This is a genomic window from Nocardia sp. NPDC050408, from assembly GCF_044458905.1.
Taxonomy (GTDB): Bacteria; Actinomycetota; Actinomycetes; order Mycobacteriales; family Mycobacteriaceae; genus Nocardia.
Genome location: NZ_JBITIL010000006.1, coordinates 438,904 through 452,942 on the forward strand (window position 1 = coordinate 438,904; position 14,039 = coordinate 452,942).

The window sequence follows — 14,039 nt, forward strand, 5'->3', positions numbered from 1 at the left end:
CACGCAACAATATTCGAAACATGGGATGAGTGCTCGAACATTCCTGGCGTACCAAGATCGTTGGAGTCCGCGAGTGTTCGCCCGACGACCGCGCCATGCGGAAGCTGGTGTGTCGGCCACGATCGGACCGGGGTGAGCGCGCCATTGGCCGCTCCAATCGAGTATGCCACCCTGGTGCAATCGGACAAGGGCCGTTCCGTGGCCGTATTCCCGACCATCGGCCCTGGTATCGACGCCATGACATCGGTCTCATCACTTGTATATCGCCTCGGTGCCGGTCTGTGTGAACGGCGGCGACGCTCCGACGAGTCGTCATGAGCACGATTCGTGGTCGACAGCTATCGTTCAGCGATGCATGTACGAATCACATCCCGGTAGCTGTCGACGGACGGCCGAATATTGCGTCTGAGACGCATATCGGATCTATAGACAACAGTGTTCGTAATTGTCTATCGTTTGGTTCATGACGAAGTTCCACGGCAAGAGCTGCCTGATCACCGGAGCGGCCAGTGGATTGGGGCGCAGTACGGCGTTGGCGGTTGTCGCCAAGGGCGCATCGGTCATCCTGACCGACATCGATGACGTCGGACTGCAGCGCACCGCCGATGAGGTGCGTGCGCGGGGTGGTGCAATGTGCCTGGCCGCGCCCGCCGATGTCAGCGATTACGACGCCGTGGTGGCACTGGCCGCGAAGGTGCACGGCGAGGTGGACAGCGTCGATATTGTGATGAATGTGGCGGGCATTGCCACCTGGGGGACCGTCGATCGGCTCACACACGAGCAGTGGCGGCGCACCATCGATATTGATCTGATGGGCCCGATCCATGTGATCGAGGAGTTCGTGCCACGAATGATCGAGGCCGGGCGCGGCGGACATCTGGTGAACGTGGCCTCGGCCGCCGGGCTCTTCGGGCTGCCCTGGCATGCGCCCTACAGTGCGGGCAAGTTCGGATTGCGCGGCGTATCGGAGGTGCTGCGCTTCGATCTGCGGCAGCACCGGATCTGTGTCAGCCTGGTCTGCCCCGGTGCGATGGCGACGCCGATGGTGGACAGCGTCGATATCGCGGGCGTCGACCGGCAGGGCGCGGCGGTGCAGCGGGCGGTCTCGCTGTTCATGCGGCATGCGGTCACGCCGGAGCAGGCCGCCCGATCCATCGTGCGCGGGGTCGAGCGCAACAAGTACATGGTCTTCACCTCCCCAGATATCCGGGTCGGCTATCTGGCGCAGCGCCACTTCCCGCCGTCCTACAACCTCGCGATGCGCGGGCTGAACTGGGCGATGAGCCGCTATATCGATAAAGCATCCGTGCCGACGAAGGTGTAACCGAACAGGACCGACCATCACTCGGCAGCGGCCGGGTCGCGCGGCTACGTCGACTGATGTGGCATCGGAAGTTCTACGCGGCCACGGGGTTCTCCTCCTGAGCCTCCGCTCGAGTTTGGACAGATGCCCACCATGCACTGGTGTTGATGGTCTCTCGACCGATGCAGCGCAATGCATGGTGATCACCTGACCAAATATGTTGGGGCGCAGGTCTATTCGAACCCTCGCACCGCTGCTCGAGGTGACTTCGGATTGACCTCCGATTCCGCTGCCCTCGCCGCGATGGGCAGCAAACCCGAATTCCCTCCCGTACTATCGCGATCGGGAACACCGGCCGGGTAGATGAAGGGGGACGGTGTTGGAGATTCGCCTACCGGCGACCATGCGCAACGGGGGTGCGTGGTTACAGCGCTTCGTCGGGACTACTCCAGGTGCCATCGGCGCGGTCGCCGTCGTCACCGTGGTGTTGTGTCTGCTCGCCGGGTCGACCTCGGCCGATCAATTGAGCGGCAAGATCGCTCGGCGCGATACCGTGCTGGAACACACCGAACCACTGGCCTACGCCGCCCAGACCCTCTATGTCGCGCTGTCGGCCGCAGACGCGTCGGCGGCGACGGCCTTCCTGTCCGGCGGCATCGAATCACCGCAAGTGCGTGGGCAATATCAACAGGCACTCGCCGATGCCGCGGCGGCACTCGCCGAGGCGACCGCCGGGGCCGCCGATCAGCAGACCAGGAATATCGTCGCCAAGATCGCCGCCGACCTGCCCGCCTATACCGGCCTGGTCGAAACGGCGCGGTCGAACAACCGGCAGGGCTTTCCGGTCGGTTCGTCCTATCTGCGCGAGGCCTCACTGTTGATGCAGAATTCGTTGCTGCCCAACGCCGAAACGCTCAGCAAGGACCGCATGGCCGCGCTGCGTCAGGATCAGCACGATATCGGCGCGCTGCCGTGGACGACCATCGTGTTGCTGACGCTGGTGCTGATCAGTTGTGGCGGTGGCACTTTGGTCCTGCTGCGCCGCACCAATCGCCGGATGAACCTCGGTCTGGCGGTCGCCGCCGGCGCGACGGCCCTCGCGCTGTTGTGGGTGGTCGCCGCGACGGTCATCGCCGCGGCCGCACTCGATACCGGCAAATCCGGGGCGACCAGTCGCTTCGAAACCCTGACCCGGGCCCGGATCCTGGCCCAGCAAGCGCGCACCGACGAAACCCTGGAGTTGATCACCCGCGGCGATATCACGACCAGCGAAACCGATTTCCGCAAGCACACCAGCGAACTGGCGGATCGATTGACGACGGTAGCGGGACCGGACTCCGCTGCCTCGCGCAGCGTGCTCGGCTGGACCGCCGGACATGCCAAACAGCGCGAGGCCTACGAGGCGGCGAACTATCCCGCGGCCGTGGCGCAGGCCATCGGCACCGGTCCGGATTCCTCGGCGACATTGTTCGCCCAGCTCGATCAGCTGTTGCGCGACAACCTCATCCAGGAACGCGGCGAGTTGCGCGACGGAGTCGACTCGGCGGGTGCGACGTTGACACTCAGCCCCGCGGGAACACTTGTGCTCCTGTTCGGTGCCGCGGCATCGACGGTCACCGGTTTGTGGCCACGGCTGAAGGAGTTCCTGTGAGACGGCGAATCGTCCTGCGGCGGTCCGGTTTCGGATGGATGGCGCTGGTCGCGGTGAGCGCGCTGGTGACCGCATGCGGTTCTGGCATCCAGCCCCCGGCGTCCACGAATGTGGCCGCGGTCAACCCCAAGCCCGATCTCGTCGAGATCACGACGCCACCGCAGAGCGAATCCAGCGGCAATTGCGATCCGGAGGCCACCCTGCGCCCCGGTCCGTTGCCGAGTCCCGGTGCGATGCCGTCGGGTTCGGCGATGGCGGCCATCGTCGCCAATGGCAAGCTGCGGGTCGGGGTGGATCAGAACACCTACCTGTTCGGTTTCCGCAATCCCAGCACCGGACAACTCGAGGGCTTCGATATCGATATCGCCCGCGAAATCGCGCGATCCCTCTTCGGTGATCCGGACCGGATCGAATTGCGTTCGGTCACCGCGGCCGAGCGGATACCCGCCCTGCAGAACAAGCAGGTCGACCTGATTGTGCGCACCTTCTCGGCGACCTGTGAGCGGCGTCGCGATGTCGACTTCTCGGGTGTCTATTACCGTGCGACGCAACGCCTTCTGGCCGTCCGCAACTCCGGCATCCGGACCGGTGCGGATCTGGGTGGTAAGCGGGTGTGCGTCACTCGAGGCACCACCTCACCCGGACCACTGTTCAGCCTGCCCAAGCGGCCCGTCGTCCTGGGCGCGTCCAACTGGACCGACTGTCTGGCCGCGCTGCAACAGGGCCATGTGGACGCGATCAGCGGCGACGATCCGATCCTGGTCGGTCTGGTCGCGCAGGACCGGAATCTGCAGATCGTCGGCGAGGTAATCGGCACCGGCGCGTACGCGGTCGGCATCGCGCAGGGACATCCGGATCTGGTCCGCTTCGTCAATGGTGTGCTGGAACGCATCCGCGGCGATGGCACCTGGCAGCAGCTCTACAACGCCAGACTCAGCGCCCTCGGCCCGTCACCCGGTCCGCCGGACCTGCGCTACAAAGAGTGAGACCATGCAGATACTCACTCTCGCCGAAATTGACGCTGAATTAGCCACCCGCACAAACGAATTCGATGCCATCACCGCCACCCTACTGGAATTGGACAAACATCCCGGCCACACACTGCTACAGCGTTATCCGCCGACCGGTGTTACCGAACAGCGTTGGCTGCCGGTCCGTGCCGCGCTCGCGCTGATGTGGGAGGACTACAGCCGCCTGCAGATCATCCTGGATTCGGCGCACAAGGTGCGCGGCGCTCGCACGCGCCTCGACGACGGTGAGCGTGCCGAACTCACCCGGCTGCTGCGCGGGCGCCCCTATGAAGCCGCGCGCACGCCTATACCGATGGCGCAACGTTCGCTCACCGGACCCGCCGAAGAGGTTCTGTTCGTCGGACTCGTCGATACCGTTGATCGAATGCGGGCCACCTTCCCGGAAATCGCCGAATTCTTCGACGCGGTCGATGCGGTGAACAGTCGGGTGATGTCGGGCCTCGCGCCGCTGCAGGACACCCTGGACAAGGCGGGCGCGGGCGGGGGCGAGACCGCGCAGCTGCGCGTGATCGGTGACGGCATCGCCGAATTGCTGAGCCTTTCGGCGACCGATCCGCTCGCACTGACGGTGCCGGAGATCGATGCGCGCCTCGCGGAGTTGTCGGGGCAGTTCCGACACGTGGCCACCATCCTCGCCGAACTCGATGCGGTGGGTGCGGATTGGGCCGCGGCGGTCTCCGAGACGCGTAGGCGCTTGGCGGCGCTGCAGGCGACTCGAGCCAGCGCGGCGGAGGCGAGGGCGCAAGTCGAGGCGAAGATCCTGGCGGGTCCGCTGCCGGTGTACGAGGACGACACCGCCGCGCTCGAAGCGGAACTCGATGCGTTATCGGCGAAAACGGGTGCGGCAGCGGATTTGGTGCGGTTGCGGACGCGAGTCGCCGACGCGATCGCCGGGGCGGCCACCGTGGAGGAGTTGGCTCAGGGCCTGCTCGATCGGCGTAGCGAGCTGCGTGGACGGCTGGCCGCCTATCAGGCGAAGGCAGCTCGACTCGGCGTCAGCGAGGACCGAGATGTCCTGGCCTCCAATCAGATCGCGGCGGGTCTGCTCGCGCGGCGACCGTGCGATCTGGCGGCCGTCACCCGGGCGGTCGCCGACTTCCAGCAGATCATCGGGGAGAAATCGGGGCGGGGCAGATGACCTGTAATGAGCCGGATTGCGGCGGCACCATCGAAGACGGATATTGCGTGGTATGCGGCACCGCACCCGCCGAGGCGATCACGGTCTCGGCGGAAATACCCATCCCGCAGAGGGTTTCCAGCGATGGGCGCGCCTGCGCCGAACCGGGCTGCACTGGAGCGATTGTCGGCGGGTATTGCGATGCCTGCGGTACGGCGCCGGCTGAATCACAGCTGGCTACCTGCGCCGAACCAGGCTGTCGCGGAACCATTGTCGACGGCTACTGCGATGCCTGCGGCACCGCTCCGGCCGGGACTTCCGCACTATCGGTGCGCTCCGGAAACACCCGCGCCTCTGGGCGCTCGGTGCGCACCGGCCGGACCTCATCGAAATCCACCGCCCGCGGTCGACTCGGCGCTGGCATGGTAGAGGTGCCGCGAATGCCGCGCATCGACCCCGCCACCGCGGTCCTAACCGATCCGCAGGTCGCCGAGGGAAAACGGTTCTGCGGCAAATGCGAACGACCGGTCGGACGCGGCCATGACGGTACGCCCGGCCGCAGCGAGGGCTTCTGCCCCAGCTGCGGCACCCGGTTCTCCTTCACGCCGAAGCTGAGCAAAGGCGATCTGGTCGGCGGACAGTACGACGTCGTCGGCTGTCTGGCGCACGGCGGGCTCGGCTGGATCTATCTGGCCACCGACCGCAATGTCGCCAACCGCTGGGTGGTGCTGAAAGGCCTACTCAATTCAGGGGACCTGGACGCGATGGCCGCGGCGGTCGCCGAGAAGCGGTTCCTGGCCGAGGTCGAGCATCCGAGCATCGTCAAGATCTACAACTTCGTCGAGCACCGCGGCGCCGACGGTGTCGCGGTCGGCTATATCGTCATGGAGTACGTCGGCGGGACGTCGCTCAAACAGATCCTGCGCGCCCGCCGCGATACCGACGGCAGCTATCTGCCACCGCCGCAGGCCATCGCCTACATCCTGGAGATGTTGCCCGCGCTCGGCTATCTGCATTCCCTCGGCCTGGCCTACTGCGATTTCAAGCCGGACAATGTGATGCAGACCGACGAGCAGCTCAAGCTCATCGATATGGGCGCGGTGATCGCAATGGACGATCAGGACAGCCCCATCTACGGCACCATCGGCTATCAGGCGCCGGAGATCTCCGAAACCGGGCCGACCGTCGCCACCGAGGTCTACACCGTCGGGCGCACTCTCGCGGTATTGCTGATGAATGTGCCGCAGCAGGGCGGACATTTCGGCGCACTGCCCGGCCCGCAGGTCGAACCGCTGCTGGCGAAATACGATTCGCTGCACCGATTCATCCTGCGCGCCACCGACGCCGATCCGGACGCGCGCTTCTCCTCGATGGAGGAGATGACCGATCAGCTGACCGGCGTGCTGCGTGAGGTGCTGAGCATCGATGACGGTGTGCCGCGTCCCGGTATGTCGGCCTACTTCGGACCGCCACGCGGCGTATTCGGCATTCAGGAAGCACCGACGCCGACGAGTATTGTTGCGGCACTGCCGGTTCCGCTGGTCGACCCGAATGACAGCGGTGCTGCGCTCCTGGCGACAACCGGCGGCACCTCACCCGCCGAACTGGAACCAGCTTTCGAGGCGGGACTGCGCTCGGTGCTCACGAACCACGTTGCTTCCGTGGAGATTCCGCTGCGGATTGTGCGCGCCGCTCTAGAAGTCGGCGACCCGACCGATGCGCTGCGCCGACTCGACGAACTCGCCGACACTCTGCCGGGTGACTGGCGACTGGCCTGGTACCGCGGTCAAGCCGAACTGCTCGCGGGCAATATCGATGCTGCCCATGCCGAATTCGATGCCGTGTATGCCGCGTTGCCCGGCGAGGCCGCACCCAAGGTGGCCCAGGCGGCCGTCGCCGAACTCACCGGCGCACAGCCGGATCGGCGACAGGCCGCGCGCTACTACGACACGATCTGGCGCACCGACCACGGCTTCGTCAGCGCCGCCTTCGGACTGGCCCGGCTGCGCAACGCGGACGGCGATCGCGACGGCGCGGTTGCCGTACTCGATCAGGTGGATTCGGCCTCGGCGCTCTACACCGAGGCACGCCTGACGGCCGTGGAGATCATGCTGGCCGACCGCACCCCCGACGAGTTGTCCGAATCGCTGTTACGCGATGCGGGCGGGCGGGTCGAGGCATTGCGGATCGAATCGAAAAGCCGTAGTGCACAAGTGCGGATGCGTGTGCTGGATGCCGCATGGAACTGGCTGCGCGCGGGTAAAGCACCGACGACACATGGGGCGCTGCTCGGCGCCAACCTCGATCAGGACGGAGTACGAACCGGTTTGGAGCGCTGCTATCGCGACCTCGCCCGCGAAACCGAAGATATGTGGACCCGATTCGAGCTCGTGGATCGTGCCAATGCGATCCGGCCGAGGACGACGCTATGACCGCGCCCGAGACCGACCTACAGCCGCGCTGCCCGGAATGCGCGGCGCGGGTCGGGGTGGCCGACCGGTTCTGCGAGGCCTGCGGCCGCCAACTCGGCTCGCGCCGAATCGCGCTGCCTCGGTCGGATCCGAATGCGGCACCGACGTGTGAGGGCTGTGGCGGCACCCGCTACGACGCTGACGGCTATTGCGGCGGCTGCGGTCAATTGCGGCCCCAACCGGATCGGTTCGAGGCCGATCTCGGCGCGGTATATGTGATGACCGATCGCGGTATCGCGCACGCGCGCAACGAGGATGCGGTCGCCGCCGCGGTACTGGAAGACGGGGCCGAGCGCCCGGTCGTCACGGTGATCGTGGTCAGCGACGGCGTCTCCACCTCCGACAATCCGCAGGCGGCCTCGGGCGCGGCGGTGCGGGCTGGCGTCGATGCCTGCCTCACCGCACTGGCCGAAGCACGCTCCGGCACGGCCGTGGTCATGGCCGGGCTCACGGCCGCATCGCAGGCCGTCCGCGATATCGCGACACACGAAGGCCACGCTCCGTCGTGCACCTACGTTTCGGCCATCGTGCGCGGATACGGCGGCGACGGCCTGGAGATCACCGTAGCGAATGTCGGTGACAGCCGGGCATATTGGTTGCAGGGCACCGGCATCGAGCCGATCGCGGGCGGAAATTTGCCATCGACGCGGCTGACCGTCGACGACTCGTGGGCGCAGGCACTCGTCGATGCCGGTGCGATGGACGAGCAGTCCGCGATGCAGGATCCGCGGGCACACACCTTGCTGCGCTGGCTCGGCGCCGACAGCGAGGACAAACCGTGGTCGGACCGATGTGTGAAAACCTTTCACACCACGGGCCCCGGGGTGCTCTTGCTCTGCAGTGACGGACTCTGGAACTACATATCCGATCCGGTGGCGCTCGCGCGAATGATCAGCGGGTTACCGCGCGAGGAGGCGGCGCGGGCGCTTGTCGAATTTGCACTACGGTCCGGGGGGAGCGACAACATCACCGTCGCGCTGGTGCCGATCGGGCCATCGGTCGATGCAGGAGTTGCACAGTGAGTTCCATTGCGAATACGGGTATTTCGATAGCGATAGACCAGAACGAATATCTGGCCGAGGGCGCGGGCACGGTCGATGCGGTGGTGACCGTGGAGACGGGGGCGGATTTCGTGGCGGCCGGACCGGAGCCGGAGCGACTGGAGGTACTGATCATCGACTGCTCCGGATCAATGGCCACCGGTAAGAAGTTCGAAGGTGCGCGCCGAGCGACCCTGGCCGCACTCGATGTGCTGAAGGACGGCACCCGGTTCGCGATCATCGAGGGCACATCAGTGGCGCGGCTGACCTATCCGAGCGATAAACCATCGGTGCCCGTCAACCGTGACACCAGGGCAGCGGCGCGCCGCGCACTGGACAAGTTGCGCCCCAACGGCGGCACCGCCATGGGCACCTGGCTCGGGCTCACCCGACAGTTGGCCAAGAAGCATCCGGATGCGATGGTGCACGCCATTCTGCTCACCGACGGCAAGAACGAACACGAGGAACCCGCGACGCTGGCCGCTGAGATCGAACAGTCCGAGGGAATCTTCACCTGCGACTGCCGCGGCGTCGGAACGGACTGGCAGGTGGACGAATTGCGCACCATCGCCTCGGCGCTGCACGGCACGGTCGATATCGTCGCGGACCCGGCTAATCTGGCCGCGGACTTCGCCGCGATGACGCAGACGTCGATGGCCAAGGCGATTCCGGAACTCACCCTGCGGGTGTGGACACCGGCCGGAGCCACCGTCCAGTTCGTCAAGCAGGTCGCGCCGACCATCGAGGATCTGACCGCACGCCGCACCGATGCCGGACCGCAGCTGGGGGAGTACCCGCTCGGAGCCTGGGGGGCGGAGGACCGCGACTATCACGTGCAGGTGCGAGTCGAGCCCGCCGCGCCTGGACGGGAGAAGCTCGCGGCCCGCATCAGTGTGGTCTCCGGCGACGAAGTGGTCGGGCAGGGATTGGTGCGCGCGGTGTGGACCACCGAGACCGAGCTGTCGGCCCGGATCAGCAGGCGCGTCGCGCATTACACCGGACAGGCCGAACTCGCCCAGGTCGTGCAGGAAGGGTTGAGCGCGCGTAAGAACGGTGATGTGGAGACGGCGACGGCGAAGCTGCGGCGCGCGGTCGAGCTCGCTGCCGAATCCGGCAACGAGGGCACCGCGAAGCTGTTGCGCGGTGTGGTCGAGGTCGACGAGCGCAATGGCACCGTGCGATTGCGTGCCAGGGTCGAGGCCGCGGACGAAATGGCCTTGGACGCACGCTCGACCAAGACGGCGCGGGTACGCAAGGAGGGGTAATGGCGATCGCCACCTGTCCGGACGGGCATCAGTCCGTCGCGATGGACTACTGCGATGTCTGTGGTTCGCCGATCGGTGCACCCGCGCCGACGACCGCGGCCGCGCTGTGCCCGTCGTGTGGGTCGCCGAGCACCGGTCGCTTCTGTGAAGTCTGCGGCGCTGATTCCGCGCTGCCGACGCCCGTGCCGCGTGCGGCCGCGCCCACCGAAATCGCCACCGCGGTTTCCGCCGCCGGTGTGCTGACGTGGGTCGCCACGATCACCGCCGATCGCGAGTTCTACGACCGCGTGCAAGCCCGCAAGGGCCCCGACGCCGATCAGGTCGAGTTCCCGGCATTCTATCCCGAACGCCGAATCACCTTGCGCGGCACCGATATCCTGATCGGCAAACACAGCGTCTCACAGGGGCTGCAACCCGCGATCGATCTGGGCATCGCCCCCATCGATGCCGGTGTCTCCCGCGCCCACGCAATTCTGCGCATCGCCGAAAGCGGCATAACCATCACCGATCTCGGCTCGACCAACGGCACCAGCCTCAATGGCAGCGAAGACCTGATCCCCGCCGAGGTGCCGGTCCCACTCCGAAGCGGTGACCGCATCCACCTCGGCGGCTGGACCACAATCATCGTGACCGCCGAAAGCCCCTGAGCGAATACGGCGCGTCCCCATCGGCACACCCGTCATCACCAGCTCACGCCCGGCATAGAGGCTGTTGCCGATCAGGCTCGACAGGCGTCCAGCAGGCGATGGTGATGTCACAGCGGGGACCAAAGCGAGCATGATTGTGCGGCATCAGTCCATCCAGATAGGTGCCTGTGTCACGGCCGAAATCCGCGTTGATTCGGCTGCAGGCTCTATACAACGTTTGCGGTTGCACCGGCAGCGCAACGCGGCGCGACTCAGCGCCCGAGGTTCGGTTCGAGCTCCTGCAGTACCTCGTCGATGCGTCGCATGACATGGGAGCGCCAACCGGCGTCCATGATCGTGCGGGCCCTCTGCTGGAGCGGGTGGTCCGGATCGAATCCGGCGTGTGCCAAGAACAGTCGGGTGCCCTTGCCCTCGGGCTCCAGCGTCCAGGTGATCGTCCAGTTGGCAGCATGCTCGGCATTCGGCTCGGCATCGCGCCAGCCGACGCGCAGCATCCGCTCCGATTCGAAGGCCAGCACCTCGGCCGCGATCACGCCGGAAAAGCCGGTCGCCGGAACAGCTTTCGCGTCGATGGTGTAGCGGTGCCCGACCTCGAGCCGGAAGTCGGATGGCATGAACCACCGTGCGAGCAACTCCGGTTCGGTCAGCGCGCGCCACACCTTCGCCGGTGGGTGCGCAAGGAATTCGTCCACGTGAATAGTGGTCGGATCGTCGGTCATTCTCTCTCCTGTTCCATGGTGTCCAGCAGTTCACGCAGCCCGGTCAACTTCTCGCGCCAGAACCGCTCGAACGGGTGCAACCACCCTTGGATCTCGTACAGCGGGGCCGCCTCGAGCCGGTACAGCCGTTGCCGCCCGACCTTGTTCTCGCTGACCAATTCGGCCTCCCGCAGCACCCGCAGATGTTCGGAGAAGCTCGGCCGCGCCATGTCGAAATGCGCGGCCAGATCGGTCACCGGTTGCGGTCCGCCCTCGCGTAGCAGCCGCAGCACCTCGCGCCGAACCGGACTGGCCAACGCCGCGAAGACCCGCCCCTCGGGCGCCTCGACGGTCACCGGCCCGCGGTGGCCAGAACGAAGCGGTTGCCATCGGGATCGGTCAGCGTGGCCTGACGTCCCCAGGGCAGGTCGGTCGGTCCCTCGACCGCCACACCTGCCTCGGCCAGCGCCGCACAGTCCGCATCGAGGTCGGCGATTTCGAGGATGACGCCGGTAGAACTGCCGGGCGTGAATCCCTGCTCCGTACTGGCCAGCGTGAACGCGGTCTGGGCGCCCTTTGGTGCGACCTGTAGCCAGCGCACCGGCCCCATCTGCTGATCCACCAGCACCTCGAATCCGAGGGTGTCGACATAGAAGTCCTTGGCCCGTTCCTGATCGGCGACGGGCACGGTAACGACCTTGGCATGGGTGATGTTCACGATCCCGACTATAGGTAGGAAAAATCCTACGCGTCAAATGGTGGCGACTAGGACCGATCGGTCGGTTACTATGCGCGTAGTATGTGGCCATGGGGTTCGAGTGGCCGGACTGGGCGTTCGCGCATTTGATCGGCATCGGACCCCGGGAGGTACGCCAAGTCCTCGAAAGCGCACGGCGCTGGCCGCGGAACGCCGATGACGGGCACGTGATGGTGTTGTCGGTCTGGGGTCGCACGGGCACCGGGCGCCCGCTGATCGTGGCGACGCGCCAACAGGACCAGTGGACCTGGCTGATCATCGGCGCCCGGGAAATGCGCGCCGACGAACTGAAAATGTTCGAGGAGTGGGAACAGGAGAACCGGTGATGAGCGATAAGGATTTCCCGTCCACCCCGGACGAAGTCGCGGCGTTCATGGATCGGCTGACCTTCAGCGACGACCCGGTCCCGCCGGAGAAGGCGCCGCCGCCACTCGCCCCCGGAGACGACATTGTGGTGACCAGCTCCATTCGCATGCCGCTGGAGCTGCACACCCGAGTCAAGCAGCTCGCCGACAGCCGTGGCATCGGCATGTCGACACTGATCCGGGAGTGGATGGAGGCGGCCATCGCCGAACTCGATGGCGACCAGCTCATCTCGCGCGCCGACGCCGTGCGCGCACTATCGCGACTGCATCCGATCCACCGCGCGAGCTGAGTCGGCGCTACGGCGGCCGAAAATAAGTGGCGCTCGGCTGCGATCATGGCGGATATGGAATCCGCCGTCTATCTGATAACCGGCATCCAGGCCGCCGGCAAGTCCACGGTCGCCCAGGCATTGGCGCAGCGGCTGCCGCGCTCGGCGCATGTGCGCGGGGATGCGTTCCGGCGCTTCATCATCGGCGGCCGAGCGGATATGAGTCCGGAGCCGTCGACGGAAGCACTGGACCAACTGCGGCTGCGGCACGCACTGGCCGCGCACACCGCCGATGCGTATGCCGCGGCCGGATTCACCGCCATCATCCAGGATGTCGTGCTCGGGGAGTTCCTGCCCTACACCCTCGACCGCATCCGGACCAGGCCGCGATATGTGGTGGTGCTCGCGCCGAAACCGGCCGTGGTCGCTGCGCGCGAGGCGGGCCGGGCCAAGGTCGCCTACGACGGCTTCACCGTCGACAGCCTGGACGAGGCGCTGCGGGCGCAGACTCCGCGCATCGGATTATGGTTGGACACTTCCGATCTCACCGTGGAGCAGACCGTCGACGAGATTCTCGAGCGGGCCCGGCCATTGGAGAGCGAAGTCCCTGCTCGGTGATTGTGTCCAACACCTTGGCGCCTCGTATTCCGACAGCTCGGTGCGCAGCCGCGAACACGCTGTAGCCGAATAGCGATGTTCAGGACATCGACTGGTTGGGGGTGCTGTCGAGGAAGGTCGAGAGGATCGGCAGGACGAGTTCCGGGCGGTAGACGAGGCTGATATGGGAGATGCCAGGGCCCTCTGCGCTCGAACGGGTCTGGGTTTCAGCCGGTCGGACGATCAGTGGACGACGTCGAAGACGTTGAGCTGCAAGCCGTTGGTGTAGGCCCGGGACTCGACGAGCTGCAGTTTCTGGGCCGCCCATGCCGTCCTTGTCAGTGGTGGAGAACAGGCGCTTGCCCGCGCCGAGCAGCAGCGGGAAAACGAGCAGGTGGTAGCGGTCGATCAGGCCGGCATTGCGCCGCGCCGAAGCGGCGTACACACACTTCAAGGATCGAGAAGCGCTGGTGCAGGCCGTCGCTCGGCACGCGCTGGCACGGCTGGCGGTGACCATGACCGCCGAGCAGGGGTTCTGGTAGTAGCCGCCGAAAAACAACGGATATGGCGTAGGCCCTGGTCGGGGATGGCGTTGAGGCAGGAATTCGGGCCGGCTACTGGTTCTCTGGACGCTGGAGGACCTGGGTTTGGAGGCGGTTGCGCAGGTCGGTTTCCTCGGCCATGTGCCCGATATCGAGATCCTCGATATCGGGCAGTGCACGAACTCGATGCGAGTGCCCTCGGCGCCGACAGTGTCGGCGAGCGGCATAGCGCGGCAAGGTGATTGCGGGCGGGACTCGCGATGGTCACGTGCGCGCCGCTTGGCCG

Annotated in this window: 14 protein-coding genes and 1 pseudogene; 11 read left to right on the plus strand and 4 right to left on the minus strand. The window is 66.2% G+C overall.

Translation table 11 applies throughout. The features are described from left to right. Positions 1-463: 463 nt before the first annotated feature. The 8 genes from ACIBJI_RS21410 to ACIBJI_RS21445 all read left to right on the plus strand — a co-directional run bounded on the left by ACIBJI_RS21410 (position 464) and on the right by ACIBJI_RS21445 (position 10,525). On the plus strand, positions 464-1,324 hold the full coding sequence (locus tag ACIBJI_RS21410; protein WP_364351326.1) for an SDR family oxidoreductase: 861 nt from the start codon (positions 464-466) through the stop codon (positions 1,322-1,324). A 355-nt stretch (positions 1,325-1,679) separates the two neighbouring features. Further along, positions 1,680-2,954, plus strand: coding sequence for a hypothetical protein (locus ACIBJI_RS21415; RefSeq protein WP_397085410.1), 1,275 nt, complete (start codon positions 1,680-1,682; stop codon positions 2,952-2,954). Continuing rightward, positions 2,951-3,940, plus strand: coding sequence for a glutamate ABC transporter substrate-binding protein (locus ACIBJI_RS21420; protein WP_364351332.1), 990 nt, complete (start codon positions 2,951-2,953; stop codon positions 3,938-3,940). The genes ACIBJI_RS21415 and ACIBJI_RS21420 overlap by 4 nt, the downstream gene beginning before the upstream one ends. A 4-nt stretch (positions 3,941-3,944) precedes the next feature. Continuing rightward, on the plus strand, positions 3,945-5,123 hold the full coding sequence (locus tag ACIBJI_RS21425; protein ID WP_397085412.1) for a hypothetical protein: 1,179 nt from the start codon (positions 3,945-3,947) through the stop codon (positions 5,121-5,123). Beyond that, positions 5,120-7,534, plus strand: coding sequence for a tetratricopeptide repeat protein (locus tag ACIBJI_RS21430; RefSeq protein ID WP_364351338.1), 2,415 nt, complete (start codon positions 5,120-5,122; stop codon positions 7,532-7,534). The genes ACIBJI_RS21425 and ACIBJI_RS21430 overlap by 4 nt, the downstream gene beginning before the upstream one ends. Beyond that, positions 7,531-8,595, plus strand: coding sequence for a PP2C family protein-serine/threonine phosphatase (locus ACIBJI_RS21435; RefSeq protein ID WP_397085414.1), 1,065 nt, complete (start codon positions 7,531-7,533; stop codon positions 8,593-8,595). The genes ACIBJI_RS21430 and ACIBJI_RS21435 overlap by 4 nt, the downstream gene beginning before the upstream one ends. Beyond that, positions 8,592-9,878 (plus strand): VWA domain-containing protein, encoded by a 1,287-nt coding sequence (locus ACIBJI_RS21440; RefSeq protein ID WP_397085416.1) that lies wholly within the window; start codon positions 8,592-8,594, stop codon positions 9,876-9,878. The genes ACIBJI_RS21435 and ACIBJI_RS21440 overlap by 4 nt, the downstream gene beginning before the upstream one ends. Further along, a complete protein-coding gene (locus tag ACIBJI_RS21445; protein WP_396956812.1) occupies positions 9,878-10,525 on the plus strand; it encodes an FHA domain-containing protein in 648 nt (215 codons plus the stop codon). Before ACIBJI_RS21440 ends, ACIBJI_RS21445 begins: the two co-directional genes overlap by 1 nt. Before the next feature lie 251 nt (positions 10,526-10,776). Here the strand turns inward: ACIBJI_RS21445 and ACIBJI_RS21450 are convergent, their stop codons facing one another. Genes ACIBJI_RS21450 through ACIBJI_RS21460 form a run of 3 tightly spaced genes read right to left on the minus strand, consistent with a single transcriptional unit; the run spans position 10,777 to position 11,941 of the window. Then, positions 10,777-11,244, minus strand: coding sequence for an SRPBCC domain-containing protein (locus ACIBJI_RS21450; RefSeq protein ID WP_364351350.1), 468 nt, complete (start codon positions 11,242-11,244; stop codon positions 10,777-10,779). After that, complete coding sequence (locus ACIBJI_RS21455) at positions 11,241-11,579, minus strand: ArsR/SmtB family transcription factor (protein ID WP_397085418.1); 339 nt, start codon at positions 11,577-11,579, stop codon at positions 11,241-11,243. Before ACIBJI_RS21455 ends, ACIBJI_RS21450 begins: the two co-directional genes overlap by 4 nt. Continuing rightward, positions 11,576-11,941, minus strand: coding sequence for a glyoxalase superfamily protein (locus tag ACIBJI_RS21460; RefSeq protein ID WP_397085420.1), 366 nt, complete (start codon positions 11,939-11,941; stop codon positions 11,576-11,578). The genes ACIBJI_RS21455 and ACIBJI_RS21460 overlap by 4 nt, the downstream gene beginning before the upstream one ends. Before the next feature lie 89 nt (positions 11,942-12,030). Here ACIBJI_RS21460 and ACIBJI_RS21465 point away from each other — a divergent pair, with 89 nt between their 5' ends. Genes ACIBJI_RS21465 through ACIBJI_RS21475 form a run of 3 tightly spaced genes read left to right on the plus strand, consistent with a single transcriptional unit; the run spans position 12,031 to position 13,232 of the window. Beyond that, positions 12,031-12,306 (plus strand): hypothetical protein, encoded by a 276-nt coding sequence (locus ACIBJI_RS21465; protein WP_364351359.1) that lies wholly within the window; start codon positions 12,031-12,033, stop codon positions 12,304-12,306. Beyond that, positions 12,306-12,635, plus strand: a complete 330-nt coding sequence (locus tag ACIBJI_RS21470) for a hypothetical protein (RefSeq protein ID WP_364351362.1) — start codon at positions 12,306-12,308, stop codon at positions 12,633-12,635. The genes ACIBJI_RS21465 and ACIBJI_RS21470 overlap by 1 nt, the downstream gene beginning before the upstream one ends. A 45-nt stretch (positions 12,636-12,680) precedes the next feature. Further along, on the plus strand, positions 12,681-13,232 hold the full coding sequence (locus ACIBJI_RS21475; protein WP_364351365.1) for an AAA family ATPase: 552 nt from the start codon (positions 12,681-12,683) through the stop codon (positions 13,230-13,232). A gap of 222 nt (positions 13,233-13,454) precedes the next feature. Here the strand turns inward: ACIBJI_RS21475 and ACIBJI_RS21480 are convergent. Continuing rightward, positions 13,455-13,641 (minus strand): annotated as a pseudogene (locus tag ACIBJI_RS21480) (dihydrofolate reductase family protein); the annotation flags it as partial. Positions 13,642-14,039 lie beyond the last annotated feature (398 nt).